Source organism: Flavobacterium sp. KS-LB2, from assembly GCF_036895565.1.
In the GTDB taxonomy this organism is placed as follows: Bacteria; Bacteroidota; Bacteroidia; order Flavobacteriales; family Flavobacteriaceae; genus Flavobacterium.
Window position 1 is genome coordinate 1,021,895 of record NZ_CP145904.1, and the last position, 25,691, is coordinate 1,047,585.

Annotated in this window: 32 protein-coding genes and 3 tRNA genes; 10 read left to right on the forward strand and 25 right to left on the reverse strand. The window is 32.6% G+C overall.

All coding sequences use genetic code 11. The annotated features are described in order from the left end of the window. Positions 1-109 precede the first annotated feature (109 nt). The gene (locus V5J73_RS04305; protein WP_338647861.1) at positions 110-1,561 is read right to left on the reverse strand and encodes a S41 family peptidase; all 1,452 of its coding nucleotides are present in this window, start codon (positions 1,559-1,561) and stop codon (positions 110-112) included. Between the two features lie 122 nt (positions 1,562-1,683). Between V5J73_RS04305 and V5J73_RS04310 the strand changes: the two genes are divergently transcribed. The 5 genes from V5J73_RS04310 (at position 1,684) to V5J73_RS04330 (ending at position 4,804) form a co-directional block, all read left to right on the forward strand. Next, positions 1,684-2,193, forward strand: coding sequence for an RNA polymerase sigma factor (locus V5J73_RS04310; RefSeq protein WP_338647863.1), 510 nt, complete (start codon positions 1,684-1,686; stop codon positions 2,191-2,193). Beyond that, positions 2,180-2,665 carry a hypothetical protein gene (locus tag V5J73_RS04315; protein WP_338647865.1) on the forward strand — a complete coding sequence of 162 codons (486 nt, stop codon included), beginning with the start codon at positions 2,180-2,182 and terminating at the stop codon, positions 2,663-2,665. The genes V5J73_RS04310 and V5J73_RS04315 overlap by 14 nt, the downstream gene beginning before the upstream one ends. Before the next feature lie 58 nt (positions 2,666-2,723). Further along, positions 2,724-3,299 (forward strand): DUF4252 domain-containing protein, encoded by a 576-nt coding sequence (locus tag V5J73_RS04320; protein ID WP_338647866.1) that lies wholly within the window; start codon positions 2,724-2,726, stop codon positions 3,297-3,299. Position 3,300: 1 nt separating this feature from the next. Continuing rightward, positions 3,301-3,834, forward strand: coding sequence for a DUF4252 domain-containing protein (locus V5J73_RS04325; protein ID WP_338647867.1), 534 nt, complete (start codon positions 3,301-3,303; stop codon positions 3,832-3,834). A gap of 256 nt (positions 3,835-4,090) precedes the next feature. Then, positions 4,091-4,804 carry a hypothetical protein gene (locus V5J73_RS04330; protein ID WP_338647868.1) on the forward strand — a complete coding sequence of 238 codons (714 nt, stop codon included), beginning with the start codon at positions 4,091-4,093 and terminating at the stop codon, positions 4,802-4,804. 123 nt (positions 4,805-4,927) lie between these two features. Here the strand turns inward: V5J73_RS04330 and V5J73_RS04335 are convergent. The 3 genes from V5J73_RS04335 to V5J73_RS04345 form a co-directional block, all read right to left on the reverse strand. Continuing rightward, positions 4,928-5,010, reverse strand: a tRNA-Leu gene (locus tag V5J73_RS04335). 42 nt (positions 5,011-5,052) lie between these two features. Further along, a tRNA-Lys gene (locus tag V5J73_RS04340) sits at positions 5,053-5,125 on the reverse strand. A 39-nt stretch (positions 5,126-5,164) separates the two neighbouring features. Continuing rightward, positions 5,165-5,237 (reverse strand) — tRNA-Lys (locus tag V5J73_RS04345). Positions 5,238-5,364: 127 nt separating this feature from the next. Between V5J73_RS04345 and V5J73_RS04350 the strand changes: the two genes are divergently transcribed. Next, complete coding sequence (locus tag V5J73_RS04350; protein WP_338647869.1) at positions 5,365-5,883, forward strand: shikimate kinase; 519 nt, start codon at positions 5,365-5,367, stop codon at positions 5,881-5,883. Here the strand turns inward: V5J73_RS04350 and V5J73_RS04355 are convergent. Continuing rightward, the gene (locus tag V5J73_RS04355) at positions 5,875-6,375 is read right to left on the reverse strand and encodes a phosphoribosyltransferase family protein (protein WP_338647870.1); all 501 of its coding nucleotides are present in this window, start codon (positions 6,373-6,375) and stop codon (positions 5,875-5,877) included. The two genes, V5J73_RS04350 and V5J73_RS04355, sit on opposite strands and share 9 nt — an antisense overlap. Positions 6,376-6,455: 80 nt before the next feature. Then, positions 6,456-6,845 (reverse strand): RNA-binding S4 domain-containing protein, encoded by a 390-nt coding sequence (locus V5J73_RS04360; protein WP_315211663.1) that lies wholly within the window; start codon positions 6,843-6,845, stop codon positions 6,456-6,458. Positions 6,846-6,924: 79 nt separating this feature from the next. Here V5J73_RS04360 and V5J73_RS04365 point away from each other — a divergent pair, with 79 nt between their 5' ends. Further along, positions 6,925-7,935: an FKBP-type peptidyl-prolyl cis-trans isomerase gene (locus tag V5J73_RS04365; RefSeq protein ID WP_338647871.1), complete on the forward strand. Its 1,011-nt coding sequence runs from the start codon at positions 6,925-6,927 to the stop codon at positions 7,933-7,935. A gap of 66 nt (positions 7,936-8,001) precedes the next feature. Here V5J73_RS04365 and V5J73_RS04370 read toward each other — a convergent pair whose 3' ends face one another. From V5J73_RS04370 to V5J73_RS04400, 7 genes are all read right to left on the reverse strand, one after another. After that, positions 8,002-8,955 (reverse strand): transketolase family protein, encoded by a 954-nt coding sequence (locus tag V5J73_RS04370; RefSeq protein ID WP_338647872.1) that lies wholly within the window; start codon positions 8,953-8,955, stop codon positions 8,002-8,004. Positions 8,956-9,010: 55 nt separating this feature from the next. After that, a complete protein-coding gene (locus tag V5J73_RS04375; RefSeq protein ID WP_338647873.1) occupies positions 9,011-9,865 on the reverse strand; it encodes a transketolase in 855 nt (284 codons plus the stop codon). Between the two features lie 216 nt (positions 9,866-10,081). Further along, positions 10,082-10,645: a YciE/YciF ferroxidase family protein gene (locus V5J73_RS04380; protein WP_338647874.1), complete on the reverse strand. Its 564-nt coding sequence runs from the start codon at positions 10,643-10,645 to the stop codon at positions 10,082-10,084. Positions 10,646-10,842: 197 nt separating this feature from the next. Beyond that, positions 10,843-11,127, reverse strand: coding sequence for a rhodanese-like domain-containing protein (locus tag V5J73_RS04385; RefSeq protein WP_338647875.1), 285 nt, complete (start codon positions 11,125-11,127; stop codon positions 10,843-10,845). Between the two features lie 18 nt (positions 11,128-11,145). Beyond that, a complete protein-coding gene (locus V5J73_RS04390; RefSeq protein ID WP_338647876.1) occupies positions 11,146-11,655 on the reverse strand; it encodes a MepB family protein in 510 nt (169 codons plus the stop codon). 36 nt (positions 11,656-11,691) lie between these two features. Further along, positions 11,692-12,402, reverse strand: coding sequence for a DUF4328 domain-containing protein (locus V5J73_RS04395; RefSeq protein ID WP_338647877.1), 711 nt, complete (start codon positions 12,400-12,402; stop codon positions 11,692-11,694). A gap of 11 nt (positions 12,403-12,413) precedes the next feature. After that, positions 12,414-13,733 (reverse strand): serine hydrolase domain-containing protein, encoded by a 1,320-nt coding sequence (locus V5J73_RS04400; RefSeq protein WP_338647878.1) that lies wholly within the window; start codon positions 13,731-13,733, stop codon positions 12,414-12,416. A gap of 392 nt (positions 13,734-14,125) precedes the next feature. On the opposite strand from V5J73_RS04400, the gene V5J73_RS04405 reads away from it, so the two are divergent. Next, entirely contained in the window at positions 14,126-15,061 is a 936-nt protein-coding gene (locus V5J73_RS04405) for a nuclear transport factor 2 family protein (RefSeq protein ID WP_338647879.1), read from the forward strand. A gap of 83 nt (positions 15,062-15,144) precedes the next feature. Here the strand turns inward: V5J73_RS04405 and V5J73_RS04410 are convergent, their stop codons facing one another. From V5J73_RS04410 to V5J73_RS04420, 3 genes are all read right to left on the reverse strand, one after another. Beyond that, complete coding sequence (locus V5J73_RS04410; protein ID WP_338647880.1) at positions 15,145-15,561, reverse strand: DoxX family protein; 417 nt, start codon at positions 15,559-15,561, stop codon at positions 15,145-15,147. Between the two features lie 106 nt (positions 15,562-15,667). Then, positions 15,668-16,045, reverse strand: coding sequence for a ribosomal maturation YjgA family protein (locus V5J73_RS04415; RefSeq protein WP_338647881.1), 378 nt, complete (start codon positions 16,043-16,045; stop codon positions 15,668-15,670). Positions 16,046-16,067: 22 nt separating this feature from the next. Then, on the reverse strand, positions 16,068-16,625 hold the full coding sequence (locus tag V5J73_RS04420; protein WP_338647882.1) for a YdeI/OmpD-associated family protein: 558 nt from the start codon (positions 16,623-16,625) through the stop codon (positions 16,068-16,070). 325 nt (positions 16,626-16,950) lie between these two features. On the opposite strand from V5J73_RS04420, the gene V5J73_RS04425 reads away from it, so the two are divergent. Continuing rightward, on the forward strand, positions 16,951-17,790 hold the full coding sequence (locus V5J73_RS04425; protein ID WP_338647883.1) for an alpha/beta hydrolase: 840 nt from the start codon (positions 16,951-16,953) through the stop codon (positions 17,788-17,790). A gap of 364 nt (positions 17,791-18,154) precedes the next feature. Here V5J73_RS04425 and V5J73_RS04430 read toward each other — a convergent pair whose 3' ends face one another. Genes V5J73_RS04430 through V5J73_RS04440 form a run of 3 tightly spaced genes read right to left on the reverse strand, consistent with a single transcriptional unit; the run spans position 18,155 to position 20,271 of the window. Beyond that, positions 18,155-19,201: an alpha/beta hydrolase gene (locus V5J73_RS04430; protein WP_338647884.1), complete on the reverse strand. Its 1,047-nt coding sequence runs from the start codon at positions 19,199-19,201 to the stop codon at positions 18,155-18,157. Position 19,202: 1 nt separating this feature from the next. Then, the gene (locus V5J73_RS04435; protein ID WP_338647885.1) at positions 19,203-19,703 is read right to left on the reverse strand and encodes a cupin domain-containing protein; all 501 of its coding nucleotides are present in this window, start codon (positions 19,701-19,703) and stop codon (positions 19,203-19,205) included. A 1-nt stretch (position 19,704) separates the two neighbouring features. Next, positions 19,705-20,271, reverse strand: a complete 567-nt coding sequence (locus tag V5J73_RS04440; RefSeq protein ID WP_338647886.1) for a sugar O-acetyltransferase — start codon at positions 20,269-20,271, stop codon at positions 19,705-19,707. Positions 20,272-20,396: 125 nt separating this feature from the next. Between V5J73_RS04440 and V5J73_RS04445 the strand changes: the two genes are divergently transcribed. Next, entirely contained in the window at positions 20,397-21,212 is an 816-nt protein-coding gene (locus V5J73_RS04445; RefSeq protein ID WP_338647887.1) for an AraC family transcriptional regulator, read from the forward strand. A 190-nt stretch (positions 21,213-21,402) separates the two neighbouring features. Here the strand turns inward: V5J73_RS04445 and V5J73_RS04450 are convergent, their stop codons facing one another. The 6 genes from V5J73_RS04450 to V5J73_RS04475 all read right to left on the reverse strand — a co-directional run bounded on the left by V5J73_RS04450 (position 21,403) and on the right by V5J73_RS04475 (position 25,658). After that, entirely contained in the window at positions 21,403-21,825 is a 423-nt protein-coding gene (locus tag V5J73_RS04450) for an ester cyclase (RefSeq protein ID WP_338647888.1), read from the reverse strand. Continuing rightward, positions 21,825-22,187, reverse strand: coding sequence for a hypothetical protein (locus V5J73_RS04455; protein ID WP_338647890.1), 363 nt, complete (start codon positions 22,185-22,187; stop codon positions 21,825-21,827). Before V5J73_RS04455 ends, V5J73_RS04450 begins: the two co-directional genes overlap by 1 nt. A 101-nt stretch (positions 22,188-22,288) precedes the next feature. Next, positions 22,289-22,591, reverse strand: a complete 303-nt coding sequence (locus V5J73_RS04460) for an MBL fold metallo-hydrolase (RefSeq protein ID WP_338647892.1) — start codon at positions 22,589-22,591, stop codon at positions 22,289-22,291. A gap of 64 nt (positions 22,592-22,655) precedes the next feature. Continuing rightward, the gene (locus V5J73_RS04465; protein WP_338648589.1) at positions 22,656-23,474 is read right to left on the reverse strand and encodes a helix-turn-helix domain-containing protein; all 819 of its coding nucleotides are present in this window, start codon (positions 23,472-23,474) and stop codon (positions 22,656-22,658) included. 218 nt (positions 23,475-23,692) lie between these two features. Next, positions 23,693-24,736, reverse strand: coding sequence for a TlpA disulfide reductase family protein (locus V5J73_RS04470; protein WP_338647894.1), 1,044 nt, complete (start codon positions 24,734-24,736; stop codon positions 23,693-23,695). A 184-nt stretch (positions 24,737-24,920) separates the two neighbouring features. Then, positions 24,921-25,658 (reverse strand): hypothetical protein, encoded by a 738-nt coding sequence (locus V5J73_RS04475; protein WP_338647896.1) that lies wholly within the window; start codon positions 25,656-25,658, stop codon positions 24,921-24,923. Positions 25,659-25,691: the final 33 nt, after the last annotated feature.

The following is a 25,691-nucleotide window of genomic DNA, read 5'->3' on the forward strand; positions in this document are numbered from 1 at the left end:
AAATGCCACAAATTCATAGAGTTTACTCTTTAAATTTGTGGCAAAATTGTAATAGATTTTTTTAATTTTCTGGCAGTTGGATTACTTACAAGATTAGAAATTTTTTTTTTTATTCCAATGCTTTTAAAAGGCCTTCTGGTGCTTTCTCCAGATACATTTGGTTTTGTATTCCTTTGATTGATTTTGTATCGTTAACAAACTCAAATTCCTTACTGGTATTTTGTTTCAACATTCTGGTTGTTCCTGTTATTTTTCCAATTGCGGTACTCAATAAAGGTTCAGAAGGATCGCCAAGAACGCTATAGGTGCTAATTGTTTCTTTTAATAAATAATCAGGTTGCAATCCATTAAAATAATCTCCAAAACCAGTTGAGTTCACAATTTTTAAAACAATAGGCTGCATAGCATATCTGTGAGTTGGATTTCTGTTTTCTGATCCAAAAGTAGGGGAATCATATAATGTAACTGATCCTACATTTTTTCCTACCGTTACGTCACCAATTTGTACTACAGTAATGTGTGGTTTTAATCCATTAATAACTAATTCACTTGCTGATGCAGTACTTTGAGTAGTCAATATATAAACTTTAGTTAAGTTCAAACTATTTATTGAAGTGGTTCCAATTTTGTCTGTAAAACTGTTGATTAGTGCTGCTGGATTTTCAGCTTCGAAATAAGCATTGATTTTGGCGTTCCATTGTTGCTTAGCAAATACCTGTCCTGTGAATTGCCCTGTAATCATACTCGCTAATCGGGTAGCAGTTTGTACAGAACCACCTCCGTTATAACGTAAATCTAAAACTAAATCCGTAACTCCTTGAGATTTTAACGAAGCAAATGCTTCATTTAATTGAGTATCATAATTAGCATAAAAACCATTGTACATTAAATAGCCTATTTTATGAGAGCCAGAAGTAATTACTTTGTTGATTAAAATTGGATTTTCAGACAAAACGGTTTTCGTTAATGCTACTGATTTTCCATTGGCAACAATAGTTGTACCATTAAAATCAGCTAGGTTTAAGGTGTAATTTTCGTTGGAACCAAATAAAAGAGCCTCGTAATTACTCAAAGTAAGTTGGGTTCCATTTACGGCAGTAAAAAAATCACCACGCTTTATGTCTTTCGTAGATGCATCAGAATTGGCAATGATATAACGTACGTAACCAAATACTTCAGTAGTACTTCCAGGTTTTCTGCTTAAACCAAAATCGACACCATTATTTTTCGTAGTGCCTTGAAGTGTTCCTTCTAGTTCTAAATAATCGTCTACAATCCAACTGAATCGATCGATGGTTTTATCTACTCTAAGTGCGTCAAATAACTCTTCAGGAACTGGGTATCCTTTTAGGAACGTATTTAATTCAGCTTGGTCTGCAAATCGATCATCTCCTAAATTTGGGACATCTGCCTGCCATAAGTAATATTGATTCATTCCTTTCCAAATAAAATCTTGAATATCTAAACTTGCCGGTGGTGCAACATCATCATTGTCTTGGCAGCTTTGGAAAGCGAAAACTGCTATAAATAATAAAAGCGTAAATTTGAAAGGTGTTCTCATAAGTAGGTTTTAATATAAGTAACGTAAAAATACTAACTTTAGTTTTATTTCATGTTTTTTTGTTGCAAAAATATAAATGAGTCGTCTAGATTATATAACCAGTTTAAAAAACCTAATTTTTTATGAATCAAAATGAGTTTGTACTACTCGTCACTCCTTTTAAAGACAAAGTGTTTAGGCTTGCTAAGCGATTGCTGGTGAGTACTGAAGAAGCCGAAGATGCAACTCAGGAAGTTTTGGTCAAATTATGGAATAAAAATGAAAATTTAGAAGCATACAGTAGCATTGAAGCATTTGCAATGACAATGACAAAAAATTATTGTTTGGATCAGCTAAAATCAAAACGAACAGGGAATCTAAAAATAGTTCATACTAATTATGTAGATAGAGAACCCAGTTTGGATAAAAGAATAGAAGATCAGGACAGTTTGAACTGGGTTGAAAAAATAATGGATCAATTACCCGTTCAACAACGATTGATTATTCAAATGCGGGATATTGAACAATACGAATTTGAAGAAATCGCAAAAATACTCGAAATGAATGAGAGTGCGATTCGGGTGGCGCTATCCAGAGCAAGGAAAACGATACGGGATTATATGACAGAAACACACAATTATGGAATTAGTTAAAATAGAAGATTTAATAGAAAAATACTTTCAAGGAGAAACGAGTATTGCAGAAGAAAATGAATTACGTACTTATTTTTCTTCATCGAATGTTGCGCAGCATTTAGAACAATATAAACCTCTCTTTGGATTTTATGCTTTTGCAAAAGAGCAGCAGTTTACCTCTCAAGTACCACAACTCCCAAAAGCGGGAAATATAAAGCGTAATGCTACGTGGCTATCACTTGCGGCTTCGGTTGTTGTTTTGCTGGGAATAGGAACCTATGCTTATTACAGTGCTGATGTTGTAAATAAAAGCCAAGATTTAGGAACGTATGATGATCCTGAAGAGGCTTTCAGAGCAACTCAAAAAGCATTGTCATTATTATCAGATAATGTAAATGTTGGCATAGAAAGTGTAAAGTATATTCAAGAATATCAAACCACAAAGGATAAAATATTTATTGATACAAAGAAACAGTCTGGTGGTTCTTAATTGCCTTGAGTAAACCGTAAAAAACAAAAAATAATTTTAAACCATAACAATTAAAAAAATGAAATCAACAATCAATAATAACAAAATGAACAGTAATTTTAACACTACAAAAAAGTTGATACTAACGCTAGTATTCAGCTTCGTTTCCACTACCTTTTTTGCACAAGCCATTTTTGATAAATTCGATGGGCAAGAAGGTGTAACCTCTATCATTGTCAATAAAAAAATGTTTGACTTGATGAGTAAAGTAAAAATGGATGCTTCTGATAAAGAAACGCAACAATACTTGAGCTTGATAAAGAAATTAGATGATTTGAAAGTTTTTACTACTAAAAGCGCTAAACTAGAAAGCGAAATGAAGGTTGTAGCTGATAAGTACATAAAGACAGCAGGATTAGAAGAGCTGATGCGCGTGAATGAAGATGGCCGTAGCATTAAAATTTTAGTAAAATCAGGAGTAACTGATTCTCAAATAAGAGAGTTGTTCATGTTTATTGAAGGGGCTAAAAATGACGATACCGTTTTAATGTCTTTGAAAGGAAACTTCGATTTGAATGAAATTGCAGTGCTTACTAATAAGATGAAAATTCCTGGCGGAGAAGATTTGAAGAAAGCAACTAAAGGAAAAAAATAAGATGAAAACAGTTTATGGATTAGCATTGCTATTGAGTTTGTTTCTCGTGAGCTGTAACTCAGAACCGACTTTGCAAAAGTATTTTGTTGAAAATACTGAAAATAAAAACTTTATCGCGCTTGATGTGTCGCCTAATATTCTGAACGTTGATAAAACAAAATTGTCAATTGCACAGAGTGATGCTTTGGAGTCCTTTGACAAGATGAATGTTTTGGCTTTCAAATTAAATGATAAAAATAAAGCGCAATTTGAAATTGAGCGTGCTAAGGTTAATTTAATCCTAAAAGACAAAAAATACCAGCAACTCATGAAGTTTGGTTCAGGTAAAGAAGGTGCTTCCGTTAGCTTTGTAGGAACTGATGAGCATATTGAAGAGTTTGTTTTTTTTGCGAATAAAAAAGAAACAGGTTTTGCCGTAGTGAGAATTTTAGGCAAGGATATGAATCCTACTAGTGTTATGACTATGATGAGCGTTCTACAGCAATCTAATATCGATTTAGAGCAATTGAAGCCTTTGCAGCAGTTAATGAAATAAACGTATTTTAAAACAATAAGAAGCGCCTTGATAATATGTCAAGGCGCTTTTTTTATTAAAATAAATTTAATTTTTAGTTACTAATACTGCGACTGATTGAAAAGCTGCCGAGTTAAATGTAATACTTTTTAAAGATGGAGTTGGCTTATTAATTGAGTAAAGTTTGGAAAATAATGTTTTTCATTACGGAAAACCTCAAATGAAATGAGTTTTAATAGTTTATATTTGAGTTTTAGTAATCTATATTTAAAAAAAAATGAAAAGAATATTATTGTTAATTCTATTTATTTCGAGCTTTACAAATGCTCAAAATACAAATGAGCAGATAAATCTACTTGTAAATAAAATAAATAAATTCAATATAAATATTCTTTCTTTAAAGGATTCGATTAAAAATATTGAATTTGATATTGAGAAATTAAAATCCAAAGAAGTTCTAAAAACTATTAAAGATTCATCAATTGTTTCAATTGCTTTTAAAGATGGGAGTTTAAAAAAAGAGCCTTTAGTGGGTAGTGATATAATTTTGATTTTAGATAAAGACTCTGAGGTTTTAGTAACTGACTATGTTAACGCTTATTTTAAGGTTTGTATTAATTCTGTTTGTGGATATATTAATGAAATGTGGATTAAAGAAAACTATGAAGTAAATAGATTAAAAGACTTTAAAATTATTGAAAAAGAGAAATTATTAAATTTTAAGGAACAAAAAAGAATAAGTCAAGTAAAGAAATATAATCAAGAACAAGAAAATAGAGATTTAAAAAAATACGGTAAGTCAATTTATGAAAAATTAAAAAAAGGTTATTATTGGATTGGAATGACCGAAAAAATGGCATTGATTTCCTTAGGCAAGCCTAATGATGTAAATAGTAGTGTTGGCTCATGGGGTACTCATGAACAATGGGTTTATGAAGATGGTTTTTATTGTTATTTTGAGAATGGAATTTTAAAATCATACCAAAATTAAAACTTTAAAATATCGCATTGGAATTTACTTTGTCTTTCCCAACAAAGCTCCGCTTTAAAAACAAAAATGCTTCAAAATAATTTCAAGTAAACTTGATTATTTTGAAGCATTTTTATTTATCCGTGACCACGGCGGGATTTGAACCCGCACGCCCTTGCGAGCACCAGCCCCTCAAGCTGGCAAGTCTACCGTTTCTCCACGTGGCCTAAAAAAAGAAAAGGTCAAGTAATAAATTACTCGACCTTTTGTGACCCGACTGGGGCTCGAACCCAGGACCCCATCATTAAAAGTGATGTGCTCTACCAACTGAGCTATCGAGTCAATGCTTTCAAGAAAATTATGTGTTGATCACTAAAATTGTGACCCGACTGGGGCTCGAACCCAGGACCCCATCATTAAAAGTGATGTGCTCTACCAACTGAGCTATCGAGTCATATTCTTTCCTTGAATGCGGGTGCAAATATAAGGACTTATTTTGGAGTTTTCCAAGCAATTTTATTATAAATTTGTCTTTTTTTAACAAAATCACTCAACACCTTAATTTGTAAGGTTTTATTCAGATGAAAAAAATTGTATTATTAGGTTATATGGGTTGTGGTAAGTCCACAATTGCAAATAAATTGTCAAAAACTATCGGAATTCCTTTTGTGGATTTAGACAAAAAGATTGAAGAGAAAGTTAATTTGTCCATAAATGCCATTTTTGAAAAGCATGGAGAAATTTATTTCAGAAAGTTAGAACACGAAGTTTTTATCGAATTATTGCAGTCGCCGGAGCAATTAATTATAGGTTTAGGTGGAGGAACTCCATGTTATGCCAATAATCATGAGTTGTTGAAAGGTGATACTGTTGTATCTGTTTATCTTAAAGCTTCAATAGATACTTTATTTAATAGATTGAGTCATAATAAAAGTAAACGACCTCTTATTGCTGATAAAAGCGACGAAGAGATGAAAGAGTTTATTGCAAAACATCTCTTCGATCGGAGTTTTTATTACAATCAGGCACAATATAAGGTGAATGTTGATGATAAGTCAATCGACCAGACGGTACTTGATATTGTGGCAATTTTAGCTTAAATAAGCATAGTTATCTCCGTTTTCGTCAAAAACAACTTGTACGTGTTCTAATAATGAGGTTGAAAGCGATATTCCTTTAAAATCTGCTTTTACTGGGTATTTTTTATGGTTTCGATCAACAAGGACTGCTGTTTTAAATTTTTTCAATGGGACGTCTATAAAATGCCTTACCGCATAGATCAATGTAGTTCCAGAGTTTAATACATCATCAACAAGAACTAAGCCTTTATTGGCATACTGTTCCTTGGCTAAGGAGGTGTGAATGGGTAATTCGGGATTTTGCTTATTAATTTGTACTTCGCAAAGTGAAACTTTAAGAGGAGAAATGGTTTCTAAAATTGAAGCTATTTTTTTTGCAAATGTAAAACCGTTAGTAGCAATTCCTGCAATTACAATTTCTTCTTCATCTACAAATGTTTCATAGATTTGATAAGCAATTCTTTTTATTTTATGCTCGATTTCTTGATTCGTTAAGATGATATTTTTGCTCATTGTTTTAGTTTGGTATTAGCGGTTTACATTTTAAAATTGGAAGAATTTTTAAGGTAACTTAAAAAAGTAAAGCGAAAGTTTTACTCATCATCTTCATCGGTGATTATTTCATTCCCAAATTCATCAATGTCTCTTCGGTCTTTTTTGGTAGGTCTTCCAGTACCATTTTTCCGGTAATGTTCTTTTGATAATTTCAGTAATTCTAAATGTTGATAGGCTTCTGCTGGAGTATCATTTCGCCTGTAAATATCGACTAATTTAGCTCCAACACGGTTTTCTGGTACATCCAGAACGGTGATGATTTGGGTGATTTGGTCTTTTCGGAACGTAATTTTGTCTGTAGGAAAAACCTCTTTTGATGGTTTGGCAACAAGGCCATTTACAGTAACATGATTCTTTTTACAAGCTTCAGTAACCATATTTCTGGTTTTGTAATACCGCATGCACCATAAATATTTATCTATTCTCATAAATTTTCTAAAATCGGAGTTAAATAGTTTACAAAAATCAATCAATATTGTATCTTGCGCACTTAAAAATTTAGCTATAATGAACAAATTTAAGTATTATTTTATTCTATTAATTACAACGGTCTCTTTATTTTCATGTTCAAAGGATGATGCCGCTGAAATTCAGCCGCCTAGAGATTATGCGGAACAATTAGCTACTGATTTAACTGATATTGAAGAATATTTAAAAAATTATTCCATAACTGTTACCAGTCATCCTGGTTTTGCAGATGATCAAGATGTTACTTTTACAAAAATTCCAACAGGAGGAACACAGCCGTCTATTTATTCGTATTTGAATAGCACTACTTTTCCTAAATTGTTGAGTAAAGAAGTGAAGCTTCATGATATAACTTACACCATGTATTATCTAGTATTAAGAGAGGGAGTAGGAGAGAAACCTTCTAATGTAGATGGTGTACTGTCTGCTTATAGAGGAGATTATTTGTCTCGTCAAAAAGTAGCCGAAGTTGAAACATTAACCGCTACTTTTTTCGAAGAATCAAAGAATCCACAACAATTTTTTAATCTAACTAGTACAATAACTGGATGGGGTGAAACTTTTCCAGAGTTTAAAACAGGAACGTATTCTTCTAATGCTGACGGTACGGTTTCCTATAATGATTTTGGAGCAGGAATTATGTTTCTTCCATCAGGACTAGGATACTATGATTCTGGGAATGCTAGTATTCCAGCCTATGCTCCTTTAGTTTTTAGTTTTAAACTATTTGCAATTAGTAGAATTGATTCAGATGGAGATGGAATTATGAATTTTCAAGAAGATTTAAATGGAGATGGCTATTTATACAATTACAGTAACACGATAAATTACCCAACGCCTCCTGCAGATGCTATACGTTATGCAGATGATACTGACAAAGATGGTATACCTAACTTTTTAGATACGGATGATGATGCAGACGGTGTTAGTACAAAAACAGAAATTACTGGTGCTAATGGTGTTTTAATTCCGTTTGCGGACATACCAAGCTGTGATGGAAATACAACTAATCCAGCCAGAATAAAAAGGCATTTAGTGAAATGTAATTAAAAAATACAATTCAAAAAAAAATCCAGTTCAATTGAACTGGATTTTTTTTGGTGCAAAATGAAAAAATTATTTTCTTTTCATTACTCTTTCTACAGCTTCAATAATCGCTTGATTGTTCAATTTGTATTTTTCCATTAATTGTTCTGGTGTTCCAGATTCTCCAAAACTATCATTCACAGCAACAAACTCTTGTGGAGCTGGACTGTTTAATGCTAATACTCTGGAAACACTTTCGCCAAGGCCACCAAGAATATTGTGTTCTTCAGCAGTAACAATACATTTTGTTTTTGCTAATGATTTCAAAATAGCTTCTTCGTCCAATGGTTTAATCGTGTGGATATTGATTACTTCAGCAGAAATTCCTTTAGCTTCTAATGCTTCAGCAGCAATAAGTGCTTCCCAAACTAAGTGTCCTGTAGCAACAATTGTTACATCATTTCCTTCATTCAAAAGAATCGCTTTTCCTATTACGAAAGGCTCGTCAGCAGGCATGAAATTAGGAACAACTGGACGACCAAAACGCAAGTAAGCAGGACCATGGTGATCTGCTAATGCTAGAGTTGCCGCTTTGGTTTGATTGTAATCGCAAGTATTGATTACAGTCATTCCAGGTAGCATTTTCATTAACCCGATGTCTTCCAGAATTTGGTGTGTTGCTCCGTCTTCACCTAATGTTAATCCAGCATGTGAAGCACAAATTTTCACGTTTTTCTCAGAATACGCCACTGATTGACGAATTTGATCATAAACTCTTCCTGTAGAGAAGTTAGCAAAAGTTCCTGTAAAAGGAATTTTTCCTCCTACTGTTAAACCTGCTGCAATTCCAATCATATTGGCTTCTGCAATTCCAATTTGAAAAAAACGTTCCGGGTGATTTTTCTTGAAGTCGTCAAATTTTAAAGAACCAATTAAATCTGCACAAAGTGCAACCACATTTTCATTCTTTTGACCTAATTCAGTCATTCCCGCTCCAAAACCCGAGCGTGTATCTTTACTTCCTGTATTTGTATATTTTTTCATTTTCTAATTTAGATTTTTGGCAGTATTCAACAGAACACTAATTATCGAATACTTCCTAGTAGTCTGAATTACCTCCAGTATTATAATTTTGTCCTAAAGCATTTTCAAGTTGTGCATCATTTGGTGCTTTACCATGCCAAGCATGACTGTACATCATATAGTCTACTCCGTTACCCATTTCAGTATGCAACAATACACAAACTGGTTTTCCTTTTCCAGTTCTTGATTTAGCATCATTCATTCCGGCAATAATAGCTTCAATGTCGTTTCCTTTTTCAATTTCTAAAACATCCCAATCAAAAGCTTCAAATTTAGCACGAACACTTCCCATACATAACACTTCGTCAGTAGTACCGTCAATTTGTTTTCCGTTTAAATCGATTGTAGCGATAAGATTGTCCACTTTTTTTGCAGAAGCATACATGATAGCTTCCCAGTTTTGACCTTCTTGTAATTCACCATCACCGTGAAGTGTGTAAATAATATGGTTGTCACCATTTAATTTTTTTGCTTGAGCAGCACCAATTCCTACTGATAATCCTTGTCCAAGAGAACCGGATGCAATTCTTACTCCAGGTAAACCATCGTGCGTAGTTGGGTGTCCTTGTAATCTGGAATTGATCAAACGGAAAGTTGCTAATTCCGATACTGGGAAATAACCGCTTCTCGCTAAAACACTATAGAAAACAGGAGAAATATGTCCGTTCGAAAGGAAGAAAAGGTCTTCTCCAATGCCGTCCATTTCAAAACCTTCTTTGCGGTCCATTATATTTTGATATAATACGACAAGAAATTCAGCACAACCTAAAGAACCACCTGGGTGACCTGAGTTGACTGCGTGTACCATTCGAAGAATATCTCTTCTGACTTGGATTGTTAAATCGTTTAATTGTTGTGTGTTAGGCTTCATTTTGTGTGTAAAAGTTAAACTGTTGCAAATGTAATTTTTATTTAGGGTTACCGCAAAAGTTTTTAGGAATATTTAATTGATGATTCCGTTTGAATTTCAATAGAATAAAATCACAAGCATAAGAAAATATTAGCCACAAAAAAGCCCGCATTTAACGGACTTTTTTGTGGCTAGACAAATAAATAATGCCAATAAATGCTCTAATTGTAAGTCTATTTAAGTGTTTGTAATTGCATCAGCTCTATGTGCTTGATTGTTGATTGCTTTTAAGGCAATTCCAGTTAATGCGGCATCTGTTCTTTTCTCCTCGTCAAGGCTCATGGCCAATAGGTTTGCTGCTTTGTCCTCTCCTAAAGTCTTAGCAAAAGCGTGAAGGGTTCCGTAAGTCGCAATTTCATAATGTTTTACCTTTTGATCCGCTGCAATTATTCCTGCATCTCGAACTACACCAGCATCAGTTTGTCTAATTAGGCTATTTGTTTCTTTCAATATGCCGCCCATTGCTTCGCATTTTTTGGCAGTAGCTTCGACACCAGTAGCTTCAAATATTTTTTCCAAACGAGAAACATGTTCTTGCGTCTCATTCAATTGGTTTTTTAAAGAGTTAACTAATTCTGGCGATGATGCATTTTTCATCATTTTTGGTAATGTTTTAGTTAACACTTTCTCGGCCCAATAAATATCTTTCAATCCAACTTCAAATAAATCTCTGAGTCCATGTGCTGCATTTGCTTGTACAGCTCCTTTGCTATTTTCGTTTTTACCCATTTCAGTTCTCATAATACTAGTTTTTTAAGATTAATTTTTTATCGGGAATATTAAATTGATATTCTCTCAGACAAACACATTACTTAATTTTTTAAGTATCATAAAATTAAACATATTATAATTTAACTAATTGTTAATTAACTAATTATAAATACGAAATGTATGATTTTATATGAAATTTAAACTACTTTTTTTTTGAATTTTCTGTTCTAATAGGTTTGAGATTGATGATAATTTACATCTAGCCAAGAACCACCGTTGTAACATTCAATTCCGTGTTGTGTCAAAAAGTGTTGTGCTTGTCCACTTCTATTTCCTGATGCGCAACAAAGAATCAACGGAGCCTTAAGTTCCTGTATTTCTTGCATTCTATGGGGTATCTCATTTAATGGGATATTAAAAGAACCTACAACATGTCCGCCCATGAATTCCTCATAAGAGCGAACATCGACTATTGTTCCTAGTTTTTCTTTAATTATTTTTGCTACTTCCATTCTTTGTTCTTTTAAAAATTAATACTCTATTTGGCTATAAAGCTGTTTTGCTCTTTCTAAATTTATGGATTTATTCAATGGAATTTCTAAAAAATAGTTCAATTGCCATTTTTGGGTTTTCTGGGCTTGTTTGCTTGTAGTTAAATCCCAAGGCGGATACACACGTATTCCTCGTTTTCCTTCTTTTAAACTGGTGCTAATAATCCCTTGTTGACAAAGTACTTTTTTTGGAAATATAAATTGACCAGATTGGTGTTCATTTTTTGTATTTATAATAAAAAAATCAATATCATCTGAATCAGCGTAGGGCGCTATTAGTCCTTTTTTGCTTCTCTTCCAAAAAGTTACAAATTGCCCAATCTTAGTAGGAGTAATTTTCGCCACACGAAAGAGTATTTTGACTTTATCAAGGTCAAATTTACAAGCACAATATTCGGTGCTTTCTTTTTCTATTTCAAGATTTAGGAGATCAAAACCACACGTATCAAATACAAGCTTTTTAGTCTCGACTAGGTTTTCAGGAATCATTATGAATATTATTGTTGATGCTTTTTATATGAAATACTAATTTTCTATGGGTTGTAAGTCGGTATCTGATATGATTTTTTGGTCTTCTTCACCATTGTTCAATTCATAAAGTAACGGTTCAATTTCAGAATAATCTTTAATGACTTTTACAGTAATTAAGGCAAGAGGAATTCCAATGATTGAAGCAATAAGACTGGCAACAGTACTAGTTATCAATTCCTCAATTGTCTCAGCTTTCAAGGAATATCTAAAAACAAATTGCCCTAAAAATGAAGAAATTAACCATAATGCCCACCACCATCCAATGAAATGAGTCGTTAGATTTTGAGCATAATTTTCATTTTTTGTAGATAATAATCGTTGGGTTTCTTGATACAACTCTTTCATAATTTGGTTGGGTCTATACAGGGATATAATGGGTACAAACCAGCTACCAGCCGCCCATCCTTCGGTGAATGATAGAGTTGCTGCTTTTATATGAAGATTGTAATAAGCTCTCCTAAACCATTGTATAAAAGTAATTCCTGAAATTACATAGACTCCTAAATAAATGAAGCCTATTATTTTTTGTCTGAGGTCATTATCTGTCGCCGTTTCAGTTGTAATTTGCCCTCCATTTGCAACGGTTTGTAATAAGTCATATTGCAAATAATCAGAAAGTATTGAAATTATTTCTATGGTTAGTACCATCCATATTAGCATTATGGCAATTTTTGCTCTTTGTCCGTTGGGTCTTAAATTTTCCATTTTTTGAGAGGTTATTTTTTTGTCAATTTGAATTCTCTACCGCCTTGTTTTAGAACCATAAGTTTTTCATTTGGTCTAAACTCTAGTTTTATTCCCGCTGCTACAAATTCAAAATTATCTTTTTCAGTTGCTTCAAGCGGAAATGCCGACTGTCCAGTTGCTTGTGCAAAAAGTTTTAAATTATCTTTAGTAACTGTAATTGTCATAGGAAACCCCGCATCTGAATATTCACCTAAATAAGGATCTAATTCTTCAGTTTTGAGTTCGATATTTTTAAATGTAGGAATTGTGAATGGCTTATCAAAGTAACTGCTTAATGCGGCTTTAATAATTTCATTGTTGTCATACGTTTTCCCGTTGGATGTTAAGGCAACAGCTATTTTGTCAGCTTCAAAATAATACAATACGGATCTAAATTCATCAATTCCTCCAGTATGACCCAATCCCTTTTTATCATAAAACGGAATTTGGAAAATCCCCATTCCATAGTTGTCTTGTAAAGTGGTCATTTGTGCTAAACTACTTTCGTTGATAATTTTATAGGCAAATAAATGATCAATGAAAAGTGTTAAATCAGTTGGGTTAGAAACAATAGCGCCTGCACCCATTGGAATTGACATATCTGTTTCCGTCTCTTTAATCCATTTGTCTGAAAAACGATAAGAATTTGCTTCATTATTTTGAAGGCTTATTTTGCTTCCCACATACGTGTTTTTTAAACCCAATGGCTTTGTAATTTTATCTTGTAAAATAGTTGCAAATGGTTTTTTATATGCTTTTTGAAGAATATAACTTAACAAAACATAATTCGAATTGCTATAATCGGCTTTGCTATTTGGTTCAAAATCACTTTTTCCTTTTGCTATGATTTCAATCATTTGCTGTTCGGATTTTGGTTCGGTATTATATTTTAAATATTCTGGATCATTGGTGAAATTATGAATTCCGCTTCTGTGATTTAATAGATTACCAATCGTTATTTTTGATGCATTTTCTATGGTTGGAAAATAGATTTCAATCGTTTGGTTTAATGATAGTTTTTTCTCTTCAGCGGCTTTGAATACTAATGTGGAAGTAAATGTTTTTGAAATAGAACCAATGCGGTATTTAGATAAATTAGTCGCCTTTTTATTTGTTTCAACATCGTCTTTTCCTATTGATTTAGAGTAAATTAGCGCGCCATTTTGTGCAACGGCTATACTTCCCATAAACTTATCTTTTGCTTCAAGTATGTGGAATAAACTGTCCAATTTAGCAACATTCATTTTTTGGGAGTATCCAATTACAAAGGATAAACTCAAAAGCATTGAAATTAAAATTTTCTTTACCATAATTATTTGATTTGTATTGTTTTAAGTTTTTTGTAAAATCTTGTTAGAACATTGAAAGAAGATCATTTGCCAATTTTCAAGTAAATATATACGATTAAACTGATATAAAATTATTTTTATAAAAAATAACAGTAATGAGCAAGAATGCATTTTGAAGTTCTTTTTCTGTAATTGTATTTTTCTTTTTCTGTTTTGAAGGGAGCTATTCAAGTAGGTTTAGTCTTTATTTTTATGTTTTTATTTGTTTGTAAAAAATAAGTATTGCCTGTATTTAAATCTATTAATACTTCATAATTTTTCTCAAATTGAATTAAATTTATTAATCGTAAATACCTGATATTCAGTATTTATGATTAAATTTAAGGTGTTATTAACACAAAAAACAAATAAATATGAAAAAATTTTTCTCAATTGTATTGTTGATTGCAGTTTGCATCACTTACGCTCAAAAGAAAACCAACGGGACTATTTATGTAGAGCATCCTGCAATTAATGTTGTTGATGCCATGACGCAAGCTTATGTAAAGGGAGATGCTGATAAAGTGGCTAGTTTTTTAACGGACGATTTTAAATCATATAATGGAGTGAGTACGAATAGAGATGATAAAGGAATAGACAAAGCCGCTTTTTTAAACGAGGTCAAGTTTTGGAAAGAGAATATTGATTATTTAAGCATTAAAAAATCAGAGGGCGCTTATCCAGATGCTTTAGAATACAAAGAAGCCGATAATGCAGCTGTAGTATGGGTTCAATCTTGGGACGATTTAAAAGGAGTGCATAAAAAAACAGGAGTTAAAATTGATACGCCTTTGCACCGTTTATTTGTGGTAGATAAAAACAATAAAATCAAAACCATTATTAGATACAGAAATAGCAGTGTTTTTGATGAAATAGGCGATAGTTTCACTGATAGGGAAAATGGTGAAATTTATAATCATCACGAAAATATTAATAGTGTCAGAAAGATGATTTATGCTTTTGAAAATAAAGATTTTGACAAAGCGTACAGTTTTTATGATGAAAAGGCTACATTCTCAGATATAAATATGCCTATTGGCAAAAGTATAACGCTAGCGGAGCAAAAAGCAAATGATCAGAAGTTATTTGAAAAATATGATTTAACAGGCATTGACATGGTTGGGTATCCTGACTATTTGCACTATGAAATGGGAGATGCAAGAGTGGTACAATCGTGGTGGAATTTTAGATTAACAAGAAAATCAGATAATAAGAAGATAGTTTTACCAATACTTTTCATTGATAATTTTGATGATAAAGGCAAAATAATTTCTGAAACTGCTTATTTTAGTGAAAAATTATTAGACTAATTACAAGCGTATTTAAACAAGTAACGTCCTAGAATAAGGTCTATTTTGTACTAACTTATTTTAGGACGTTTTATGTTTTTAAACTACTTTTTTCCTAAAACCGCATCCATGGAATAGGTGCCGCTTCCCAATAAAAAAAGAGCGCAATAGGATAGTAAATACAATAATGCAGATTCCATTGTGGCTAGGTCGTCCTGAATATGAACAATAAATACAGCAACAAACATCGTAATAATTAGCGGAATCAACGCTAATCTAGTCCATAACCCGATGACAAGCAATAACGAACACACCACCTCGGCAAAAACGGTTAAGGTCAATGATGCAGGAACGCCAATACCTATTGGGTCACCAAATTCCATTGTACCATTTAGTAACTTCATTAGTTTTGGAACACCATGACTCAACATCAATAATCCAAATGTTACACGTAAAATAAGCGAAGCCCAACTCGTTGCAGTAGCAGACCAAGTGGCTGAGGAAAATAATTTTTTAACCATAGTTTTTAATTTTTACTGTTGTGTTCCTACAAACATACGCTATTTTTATAAGAATTTGTCGTATGAAATAGCTTGTTTTAATGATAACTCAAAGCGCTTCAGGTATTTATTCTTTCGTTTTAAAGTACATTTTTTCAACCACAATGATACTTACAATTCCTAAAGTGTAAGCTAGTAAATCCATCCCCGCAAATGAATTTCCAAGAACGACTGTGGCAATTTTAGAGTCTTGCATTCCTATTTTTTCAACCGTATTAAAATATTGTGCCGTTTCGATTGCAAATGAAAAAAGCAACACAAGACTTGCGGCTACCAAAACCGATATTTTTACAAAGGCTTTTAAAAAACAATAGAGTAGTATAACCACTAAAAAATCTCCAAAATAAGGACGTATAAAATTGTCATGAACAAACAAAGCAATAGCGACTTCTGTGAGGAAAAATAGGATCGTTAGAATAAAATAATTACGGTTGAATTGAAACATATTTGTTATTTGGTGTTTTACTTTATTGCATTCGTTTTTGTAGCTCACTTATTGCAATGGTTTTCTCAAGTCTTATTAGTTGCGTTTTTTCTTGTTTTGCCGACATTATCCAATGAATCATTACTTTTTTGTAAGAAGGTGCTTGGGCGTCAAAAAAGACCCATGCTGATGGATTTCTTTTAAATTGGCTTTCATAGTCTGAAGCAAGAATTACAGGTTCTTTTTCGTGAGAATAAATTCGGGATTTGTTTTCTGTTCGTAAATCAAATGCTTTTTGCCCTTCCGGTGTCAGTAGCCCAGATTGAGTGAGTTCTTCAATTTTTTTGATGTTGATTGCGCTCCAGATACTGCTACTTCTTCGTGGCGTAAAACGAATGCTGTAACTTTCAGCATCAATCGATTTTCGAACACCATCTATCCAGCCAAAACACAGCGCTTGGTCTACTGATTGGGACCAAGTCATCGAAGATTGGTTACTACTCACTTTATAGAAACCTACTAGTAATTCGGTCGCTGTTTTGTGGTGTTTTTCTAACCAGGTTCTAAATTCTTCTGGTGTGGCAAAAAAGGATAATGTCATTTTGAAAGCTGTTGCTGTAATACACCGGAAAAATACAAAAAGTGAAACAAAACCCGATACATTTTCCGTATTTATGACAACTAGTAGTGCAAATTTGTATCTGGTGCCGAATCCAATTGGGAACTAAAATAAATCGAATGAAGCTACTCAGAATTTATTTTGTAATGCAATATAATTGACACAAGGACTAGAATAATCTACTACGGCTTGTGGTTTTGCACTTTCTATAGTATTTACATCAGTTGTGAGTAGAGTTTCTAACAGCGCACTGAAAGTTGTGCAGGAGCAGATTAGGTTGTTTTTTAGTATATTCGTAAAAAAAGATATGCGTTTGTCCTTTGTCACGATCGTTTTATTGAATGCGTTTCTTTTAGTGAATTGCGCCTCAAAAAAGAATACGAATATTTCCTACCAGCCCACTGCAGTTGAAAGCAGCAGTGTCATGCCCAAATTAAATGTTTTTGTTCCTCGAAAAGTGACAACGACACCCTCTCTAGTTTTAATTTTTGTACATGGAGGAAACTGGAACAGTGGCCGAAAAGGAACGTATGATTTACTGGGTCGTAATTTTGCCAGAAAAGGAGTAATTACCGTAATTCCGGATTATACTTTGAGTCCAGAAGTAAATTATGACGCGATGGCAAAACAAATTGCGGAAGTAATAAACTGGACTAAAAATAACATTAGCCAATACAACGGAAATCTAAATCAAATTTTTGTTGCAGGACATTCAGCTGGCGGACATCTAGGTGCTTTGGCAGTCATGAATCCCAAATATGGTATCAATCCTAAAAGTGTTTCTGGAATTATCTTGAATGATGCTGCGGGATTGGATATGAAACATTATTTAGAAGCAAATCCTCCCACGACCCAAGATGATTATCTCTCAACTTGGACTTCAAGCCCAAACGAATGGAAGACAGCTTCACCTATTTATTTTATAGATAAAAATACGCCACCATTTTTGATTTATTTGGGTGATAAAACTTATAGCTCTATCAAAATTGCTAACCAACGTTTTGTAGCGGCTTTAAAACCCTTTCAGCCAGACGTAACGCCTATTCATTTGAACAAAAAACATGTTCCTATGGTATTGCAATATTTTTATCCTTGGAGTGACAGATTTGATGAAATTATTGCTTTTATGAAAGAGAATGCTAAATAATAACGGTTACGTAGTGTAGTATCATTGCTAAAGTTAATACAATACTAATCCACGGTTAGTATGGCTTTTTACGTTGCGACATTTTTTAGTATTTGTATAATTTGCTCACTGTTGTGTGCACAATTTGCAAAACTGCGCTAGCGATTGTTTGATATCGGTGTGGTCGGGTTTTAGTACAAATTATTTAACGGGAACAAACGAGGTTATTATACAGTTTGACGTTTCGGGTATTGGCGAAGGCAGGGTAATCGAAGCGCTACCGTTCAGCTAATGTATAAAAGTTTAATAGAAGCACAAAAGCTGAAGTTTGCACTTCAGCTCTTTTATTATCAAAACGACATTTGCGTATAGCCTTTTTTTCTTTCTATTGTTTTAAATTCCTTATAAAAAAGGTTTCCAATTTATCAAACGGAATAATATCCACTTTGTCATACAAATCCACGTGAACCGCGTTTGGAATGATTACTAATTCCTTCGGTTCGGCAGCTGCTTTAAAAGCGTCTTCACTGAAATATCTTGAATGTGCTTTTTCGCCTGCAATAATTAAAACGGGTCTTGGCGATATTTCTTTGATGTACGTTAAGATGGGCATATTCATAAACGATAAAGGCGTAGTTGCAGTCCAAGAATTTCCCGAATTTATCGAGCGCTTATGAAATCCTCTTTTAGTTCGGTAATAATCGTAATATTCTTTTAAAAATTGTGGTTCATCTCCTTTTAGCGCTTTATTGCCTTCTGGTCCATAAGCAAATGTGCCATTTTCTGCATCTTTCCAACGTTGTTGTCCTAATTGTTCCAGCATTTTTGTGCGTTGTTCTAAAGTTACGGCATCATTATATCCTTTTGACATCACTCTTGTCATATCGTACATTGTTGAAGTAGCAACAGCTTTTATACGTTTGTCGATAGCGGTAGCGTTTAGGGCAAAACCTCCAAAACCACAGATCCCGATAATCCCAATTTTTTCTCTATCCACATTTTTTTGAATTCCTAAAAAATCTACTGCCGCACTAAAATCTTCTGTATTAATTTCTGGTGAAGCCAAATTTCTCGGTTTGCCACCACTTTCTCCGGTGTATGAAGGGTCAAATGCCACAACAGCAAAACCTCTTTCTGCCATTTGATTGGCATACAAACCAGACGATTGTTCTTTTACAGCACCAAAAGGTCCGCTGATTGCCAAAGCCGATAATTTTTCGTTTCCTGCATTTTTTGGAAGATATAAATCGCCTGAAAGCGTGATGCCATAACGGTTTTTGAAAGATACTTTTTGTCTTGTAACCTTTTCGCTCAACTGAAATGTATACTGCTCTGTTGTTTCCATTTTTTTTGAATTTTCTTTTTTGTTTTGTGCAAATGCTTGTCCGAAAGTCATCAGAAATGCTATTGCAATGATTGCTATATTTTTCATCTTAGTATTGATTTGAATTATTGATTGAATATTGTTCGTCCGTTACCGCTTCGTTCCATTCCACAATGCCTTTATCGGTATTTGGAATTACATACAATTGTTGTAAACCCACATCAGCACTTGCTCCGTGCCAATGTTTTACATTTGGCGGACATTTTACGACATCGCCTTTTTTAATAATTTCAATTGCTTTTCCTTCAATTTGGTGATAGCCAATTCCATCGGTAATAATTAAAATTTGACCAGCAGGATGACTGTGCCAATTGCTTCTTGCTCCAGGTTCGAAATAAACGTTGCCAACTAAAGTGTTATAAATACTATCTGCATCTACCAAAGCCGTTGGATAAGCGTTTCCAGTGAATAAATCGTTTGAACCCTTTTCGCCTTTTGGAAAAATGGTGGTCAATTCTTGTTTTGTATTTTCCATTTTTTCTTTGTTTTGATTGCAAGACAGTATCATTGTTGATAGGATGATTGCAAGTGTGATTTGAACTATTTTCATTTTATATTTTAATTTCTTTAATAATTTTTGCAGGAATTCCACCAACAACGACATTGTCTGGAACATCTTTAGAAACCACTGAGCCAGCCGCTACAACAGCGTTTTCGCCAATGGTAACACCTTGTAGAATAGTTGCATTGGCACCAATCCACGCATTTTTTTTGATGTGAATAGGTTTCGGAATTAACGATTGTCTTTCTCTAGGATTAATAGGATGACTTTCGGTGAGCAAACTTACTTTTGGAGCAAGCAGCACGTTGTCTTCGAGGGTAATTCCGCCTAAATCCAAAAACACACAATCAAAATTGATAAATACATTTTTACCTATTTTGGTATTCTTTCCATAATTGATGTGCAAAGGAGTAAACACCGTTACACTTTCGTGAATTTCAGTTGCGGTAATTTCGCTCAATAATGCTCTGATTTCGCTTGGGTTTGCTGTATTGTTCATCTTTAGCAACAATGCTTTTGTAGCAAAAGAAGCTTCACGCATTTTGTATGCTTGAGCATCGTCTGAAATTATGGTTTCTCCGTTTCGTAATCTTTCAAAAATATCTTGTGTTTCCATTTTTTGCATTTTTTACGATACAAAATTAAAAATAAGCTACCTTACTTTTGTTACAAATAGTACAGCAATAATGTCAAATAGTACCTATTTTAGCCGATGAATTAATTTGGACTAAAATGGAAGCGATGGAAAAGCCAAAAATCATATTATTAAAAGCTTCGGGAAGTGAAGAATTTCCAAAAGATTTTCAGAAAAAATACCATACACATATTTTTTGTCAGCGAGGAAGCATCCGATTTATTTTCAACAACCGCCCATTTGATTGCAAACAAGGCGAATTTATTTTTTGGCTAGCTGACAATACGATTTCTAAATTATCATTTTCCAAAAATTTTAAGGCAACCATTTTATTTGTCGATAAACAATTGCTTTCGGATAATTATCCTAACCTGAATACGGCTACAGATGCCATTCTTCATCACAGAGTAAATCCGATTTTGCATCCTGATAAAATTAATAAGGAACGTATTTTAAAGAATTTTCAATCGCTTTACTCAAAATCATTGGAAACAAATAATCGTTTTTATAATGAAATTTTGAAATTGCAAATGCAACTTTTTATTTTAGAAATGTGGGATATTTTTATGGATCAATTGGAAAGACGCAATCGAACTTTGCAAAGTGGTTCCTTGTACGAACGCTTTGTTCATCTGTTGGAACTCCATTGTATGAAAAATCGAGAAGTGCAATTTTACAGCGATCAACTACACATCACAGCAAAATATCTCAATCAAATTTGCAAAGCCAATACAGGAATCACTGCATCGCAATGGATACAACGATACGCTAAAGATCGAATTGTTTTGCTGCTGGAAAACAAAAACCTAAATATTTCAGAAATATCAGATGAAATGGGCTTTTCCAGTCATTCGTTTTTTACAAGGTATGTGAAAAAAGTCTTGGGTGTAAGTCCAAGTGAATATAGAAATCTGGTGAAGTAGGTTTTGATTAATGGTTTTGCGGTATGTTTGGTAGCGTTTTAGCTAACGTTCGTTCTGGCGCTTGGCGAGGTTGCGAACTTCGTAACCGTTTATAATTTCTTGCGGAATGCAAAGCTGAATTTGCCACAAAATTCGCAATCTTGCCAAACGCCTGTTGTGTGTAGTGCTTTATGGATATGTTTGTTCTTTATTAATTGGCTTTTCGTTTAACTTGGGCTTGCACATCACAGTGGTCAAAATGAGCACGTTTTTCAATTATTTTACCATCTTTAATGGTTAGTAACATAAAAAGTGAAAAACGAACCTGATTCCCAGTTGGCTCAATATTAAAAATGGTGGCACTTGTGTGTTTGCCATCAAAAATTAAATAGGCGGCAACTTTATCTCCTTCACATATTAACTCATGAATTTTAAAGGTGAATCCTTTGAAAGCATCAAAATTTTTCTTTTCAGATTTCACAAAACCTTCTGCTCCTTTTATGGGTTCGTCAACCTGAAGATAGAAAGTAAAATCCTCATGACAATATTTTGCAGTGGTATTATAATCTTCTTTTTCTATGGATTCGTAAAAATTGCGTACCAGTTGCTTGTTTTCTTCTATAGTATTTTTCATTACATATTAATTTTTTCTCCGTCTATAGGAATTATTACTTTGTCGCTAATTGTTTTTTCATGAATAAATTCACTCAATTCTCTTCTTGATAATGTATTATGGTTTACACCTTCCATATGTACAACAATTATTTTTGCGTTTGGTGTAGCTTTATGTACACTAAAAATATCTTGCTTATTCATAACAAGTTGATTTCCAATAAAAAATCGGTTATCACCACCATTTACCACAATAACTTCTGGTTTGAATTTATTTAAAGTTTTTTCAACTTCTTCGTACCAAACGGTATCGGCAGCAATGTAAAGTGTTTTTTCGGATGGATGACATAAAACTATTCCACAAACCTGACCTGCAAGACGCAAAATGAAGCCTTTTCCGTGTTGTGCTTTTGTTCTACTTAATTTAATATCTTCAAATGTTGAGTTTTCGCTAAGTATTTCAACATCAGTAAATCCTGATTTTTCTATCTTTTTTTGTCATTTTTATCCTGAACAAAAATTTTGATGTTTTTGGGTAATGCGTTTTCAGCAGCCTTGTCCCAATGGTCAAAATGTAAATGAGATAAAAAAACAAAATCAATATCTTTTATGATTTCATCTATAGAAATGGGAAGTTCATGAAGTGGATTTTTTTTCATATTCCAGTCTTTTGCTGGCATTGGAGCAGTAGCTAATTCTCCTTTTTTTGAAAACATAGGGTCAACCAATATTTTTTTTCCAGCATATTCAACTACTATTGTAGCATTTCTTATCAATTGTATTTTCATAATTATAACTTTTAATTAAGTTACAAAATTATGCCATCTGCAATTCTTGGTTGCTACCTAAAGGTTATGATAAACTACCATTTTGATAAGTTGCTTGAAATTCTGAAATAGTTAAACCTGTTTGCTTTTTAAAAAATCGCATTAAATGGTTTGGTTCCGAGTATCCGAGTTCTATTGCTATTTCACTAATAGATTTATTAGCGTATATCAACTCATTTTTGATTTCGGTGAGTAGTCTATTCTTTAATATTTGAGTAGCAGTTTGGTTAAATTGTTTTTTTACGGCACTATTTAAGGCAATGCGGCTAATTCCTAATAAATCGCTGTAATCTTCAATTCGCTGTTTTTCTTTAATGTGTTGTTCTAAAAGTTTTTTATATGTGTATGCGTGGTTAGAGATGTCAATTTGAAAAGGTAAATTATTCTGTATTGCATAGTCTCTATTGATTCTTTGCAAAGAATAATATATTAAAGAACGAATAATATGAGCGCTATCTAAGTTGGGTGATATTAGCTCTGATTTCATTTCTTGCAAAATATTGCATAAACCTTGAATTTTTTCATTATTTGAAGTGAGTACAATGGGATGTTCGTACTGATAGAAATACAAAAGTTTATAGGTGAATAATTTGTCTGCAAAAAACTCGTTTAAAAATTCTTCCTTAAAAATTAAAACGGTAAAGTTTAATTCAGATAGATAAACACTCCATTTTTTGAGTTGAAAAGGAGATATAAACACTATGGTATTGTCTCGGATCTCAACTTTTTTATTTCCTAAAAATAGTTGTCCATTCCCTTTTTTAAAAAACAAAATTTCAAATGAATCTGTGTTATGAATTTCAGATAGCATATATTTTTCTGCTATTTCTGATCCATTCAACACATTCAGTAAAAAGTCAACACCACATTCTGTTTTGTTAAAATTTATAGTCTTCAATTTCTTAAGGTTGTTTTAGCATTACACACAACGTTCTCGCGCTACAACGGGGTTGGGACTAAATTAAGCCCTATTTTCGGATTTGCCAAATCTTCCAAATACAAAACCAACTTTAAATTAAGCCTAAAACCCAAATCTTGCGAAACAGCTGTTAGTGGCTGTTTTTATAATCCTTTTATAATTTTTTCTAATTCATTCAATTCAATATTTTCTGCTATAATTTTTCCTTCAGGATTTATTAAATAATTTCTTGGTACTGAATCTACATTATACTTGAGGGCAATTTTTCCGTAAAAACCTTTGTTTTCATTTACGTTTATCCAATTAAGTTGTTCTTTATCAAGTGCTTTTGTCCATTTAGTTTTTTCTTCATCGATTGAGACTCCAACAATTTCAAAATTATTTTTTGGATTTTCTTCATATATTTTTTTTAATTCTGGTAATTGTTTTCTACAAGGTCCACACCAACTTGCCCAAAAATCTATTAAAATCCATTTACCTTTTATTGATTTTGTATCAAATTCATTATTATTCCTATCTAATAAGTTGAAATCAAATATTGAATCATTTACGGTAATATGTTTTTCAAGAAATAAATTTTTTTCAATAACTTTTTTTGTTATTTTATTGATTGAATTTTTATCAACTTTTGAATAAATATTTTTAAGTTTATTTTGGTCTAAAGTTTTATTCCAACTTAAACCGCATAGTAAGCTCGCGCCAAAAGGGTTTTTAGGATATTTAGTTACAATTTCGTCAACTTTATTACACCATTTTTGCATATATTCTTTGTCTGAATTATTTTCTTTTTGAAATTTCGTAAAGTCTTCTTGTATTCTTGATGTTTTGGTTCCTTTTGCTGATTTTATGGTTAAAATTGATAAAATATAATCTTTTCTTTTTTCTTCTTTAACTTCTAATTCAATTTCAATTTTAGAATTTTCTAAATATAAATCTGGAACAGTTGACCGTTTGTTTTTTAAAGTTAATACTGCACCTGAAACTTCATTTTCCAATTTGCCTTTAAATGAAAAATGATTGTTTTCAATAAAACAACTATCTCTTTTATTTTCATATTCTAAGTAAATCCAACCAGAATAATCATTCAACATTTTGCATTCCAAGGAAAAGCAATCAGCTTTTTTTTGTGAATATGTATAATTTAAAATTAACAATGCAATGCAAGTTTTTAATAATTTTGTTTTCATATTGAAAGATTTTCTTAGTTTTTTTGTCGCTCTAAAATAGCCACTAACGTCCCTGCGGCTTTGCTGGGTTTGGAGATTAAATTCAGATTTTTCTTTCGGTTAATCACTTTTATTCCAAATACAAAACCAACTTCAAATTAAACCTAATACCCAAATTGCTTGTAGCGTGTGTTGGCGGTAGTTTTTATTTTTTGGTTAAATTGATAATCTTATTTAATGATAACCATTCATTATTATCTATGTTTTGTTTAATGATATTTGAGTTATGTTGACCTTGAAAATAAATCACAGGAATGTACTGTTGATTTTTTGGTAAATCTTCGTCTTCTTCATTTAATATTGGCGTTTTTAAAGAACAAAACAATTCTATTTCGCTATTATTATTTCGAGTACGAATATTTACTTTATTTTCAGGGTTTACCCAATAATTATTATTGTTATCGTTAATAATCGGATTGAAATAAAGTAGTACTTTCTTTTTACCAGTTTCTAAATTCAAATCATAAAATGTGTATCCAATCCAATCTTCATCACCTTCAGTTTCGAAAATTTCGGGTTCTATGTCTTTATCCAAATTTGCAAATCTTCTATGAGTAAATCCATCTAAATAATATGAATCTTGTCTAATTATTTTAAAGTCTGAATTTATCCAATATTCTATGCCTTGTCTATTGGAATTAGGCTTTCCTTTACAAATGAAGTCAGGAATTTTGTCTCCAGTAAAGTCAATTTCCTCGACTTTATAAATCGAAGTTTTGAGAAATTCTTCTAGTTTTTTATACGATTGTATTTTTTTAGGTTCAATAAAAATTATTTCCTCGTTTGTAGTCTTTAAGACTTGTTCTTTTTTTTCTAATTGATTGTCTTTACAAGAAATCAAAAAGTAAGAAAACATAATTATAAAAACTAAACTTTTTTTCATTTTTTACTTTATTGTACTTAGTTCTTCGTTCGG

What these genes read in the sequence shown, in the direction of transcription:
- V5J73_RS04405 (WP_338647879.1), top strand. Translation starts at nt 14,126, where the DNA reads ATGAAAAAATTTTTCTCAATTGTATTGTTGATTGCAGTTTGCATCACT.
- V5J73_RS04400 (WP_338647878.1), bottom strand. Translation starts at nt 13,733, where the DNA reads ATGGTAAAGAAAATTTTAATTTCAATGCTTTTGAGTTTATCCTTTGTA.
- V5J73_RS04425 (WP_338647883.1), top strand. Translation starts at nt 16,951, where the DNA reads ATGCGTTTGTCCTTTGTCACGATCGTTTTATTGAATGCGTTTCTTTTA.
- V5J73_RS04350 (WP_338647869.1), top strand. Translation starts at nt 5,365, where the DNA reads ATGAAAAAAATTGTATTATTAGGTTATATGGGTTGTGGTAAGTCCACA.
- V5J73_RS04450 (WP_338647888.1), bottom strand. Translation starts at nt 21,825, where the DNA reads ATGAAAAATACTATAGAAGAAAACAAGCAACTGGTACGCAATTTTTAC.
- V5J73_RS04435 (WP_338647885.1), bottom strand. Translation starts at nt 19,703, where the DNA reads ATGAAAATAGTTCAAATCACACTTGCAATCATCCTATCAACAATGATA.
- V5J73_RS04320 (WP_338647866.1), top strand. Translation starts at nt 2,724, where the DNA reads ATGAAATCAACAATCAATAATAACAAAATGAACAGTAATTTTAACACT.
- V5J73_RS04420 (WP_338647882.1), bottom strand. Translation starts at nt 16,625, where the DNA reads ATGACATTATCCTTTTTTGCCACACCAGAAGAATTTAGAACCTGGTTA.
- V5J73_RS04380 (WP_338647874.1), bottom strand. Translation starts at nt 10,645, where the DNA reads ATGAGAACTGAAATGGGTAAAAACGAAAATAGCAAAGGAGCTGTACAA.
- V5J73_RS04365 (WP_338647871.1), top strand. Translation starts at nt 6,925, where the DNA reads ATGAACAAATTTAAGTATTATTTTATTCTATTAATTACAACGGTCTCT.
- V5J73_RS04330 (WP_338647868.1), top strand. Translation starts at nt 4,091, where the DNA reads ATGAAAAGAATATTATTGTTAATTCTATTTATTTCGAGCTTTACAAAT.
- V5J73_RS04460 (WP_338647892.1), bottom strand. Translation starts at nt 22,591, where the DNA reads ATGAAAATACAATTGATAAGAAATGCTACAATAGTAGTTGAATATGCT.
- V5J73_RS04445 (WP_338647887.1), top strand. Translation starts at nt 20,397, where the DNA reads ATGGAAAAGCCAAAAATCATATTATTAAAAGCTTCGGGAAGTGAAGAA.
- V5J73_RS04470 (WP_338647894.1), bottom strand. Translation starts at nt 24,736, where the DNA reads ATGAAAACAAAATTATTAAAAACTTGCATTGCATTGTTAATTTTAAAT.
- V5J73_RS04385 (WP_338647875.1), bottom strand. Translation starts at nt 11,127, where the DNA reads ATGGAAGTAGCAAAAATAATTAAAGAAAAACTAGGAACAATAGTCGAT.
- V5J73_RS04355 (WP_338647870.1), bottom strand. Translation starts at nt 6,375, where the DNA reads ATGAGCAAAAATATCATCTTAACGAATCAAGAAATCGAGCATAAAATA.
- V5J73_RS04390 (WP_338647876.1), bottom strand. Translation starts at nt 11,655, where the DNA reads ATGATTCCTGAAAACCTAGTCGAGACTAAAAAGCTTGTATTTGATACG.
- V5J73_RS04310 (WP_338647863.1), top strand. Translation starts at nt 1,684, where the DNA reads ATGAATCAAAATGAGTTTGTACTACTCGTCACTCCTTTTAAAGACAAA.
- V5J73_RS04325 (WP_338647867.1), top strand. Translation starts at nt 3,301, where the DNA reads ATGAAAACAGTTTATGGATTAGCATTGCTATTGAGTTTGTTTCTCGTG.
- V5J73_RS04415 (WP_338647881.1), bottom strand. Translation starts at nt 16,045, where the DNA reads ATGTTTCAATTCAACCGTAATTATTTTATTCTAACGATCCTATTTTTC.
- V5J73_RS04410 (WP_338647880.1), bottom strand. Translation starts at nt 15,561, where the DNA reads ATGGTTAAAAAATTATTTTCCTCAGCCACTTGGTCTGCTACTGCAACG.
- V5J73_RS04370 (WP_338647872.1), bottom strand. Translation starts at nt 8,955, where the DNA reads ATGAAAAAATATACAAATACAGGAAGTAAAGATACACGCTCGGGTTTT.
- V5J73_RS04395 (WP_338647877.1), bottom strand. Translation starts at nt 12,402, where the DNA reads ATGGAAAATTTAAGACCCAACGGACAAAGAGCAAAAATTGCCATAATG.
- V5J73_RS04430 (WP_338647884.1), bottom strand. Translation starts at nt 19,201, where the DNA reads ATGAAAAATATAGCAATCATTGCAATAGCATTTCTGATGACTTTCGGA.
- V5J73_RS04360 (WP_315211663.1), bottom strand. Translation starts at nt 6,845, where the DNA reads ATGAGAATAGATAAATATTTATGGTGCATGCGGTATTACAAAACCAGA.
- V5J73_RS04375 (WP_338647873.1), bottom strand. Translation starts at nt 9,865, where the DNA reads ATGAAGCCTAACACACAACAATTAAACGATTTAACAATCCAAGTCAGA.
- V5J73_RS04305 (WP_338647861.1), bottom strand. Translation starts at nt 1,561, where the DNA reads ATGAGAACACCTTTCAAATTTACGCTTTTATTATTTATAGCAGTTTTC.
- V5J73_RS04315 (WP_338647865.1), top strand. Translation starts at nt 2,180, where the DNA reads ATGGAATTAGTTAAAATAGAAGATTTAATAGAAAAATACTTTCAAGGA.
- V5J73_RS04475 (WP_338647896.1), bottom strand. Translation starts at nt 25,658, where the DNA reads ATGAAAAAAAGTTTAGTTTTTATAATTATGTTTTCTTACTTTTTGATT.
- V5J73_RS04440 (WP_338647886.1), bottom strand. Translation starts at nt 20,271, where the DNA reads ATGGAAACACAAGATATTTTTGAAAGATTACGAAACGGAGAAACCATA.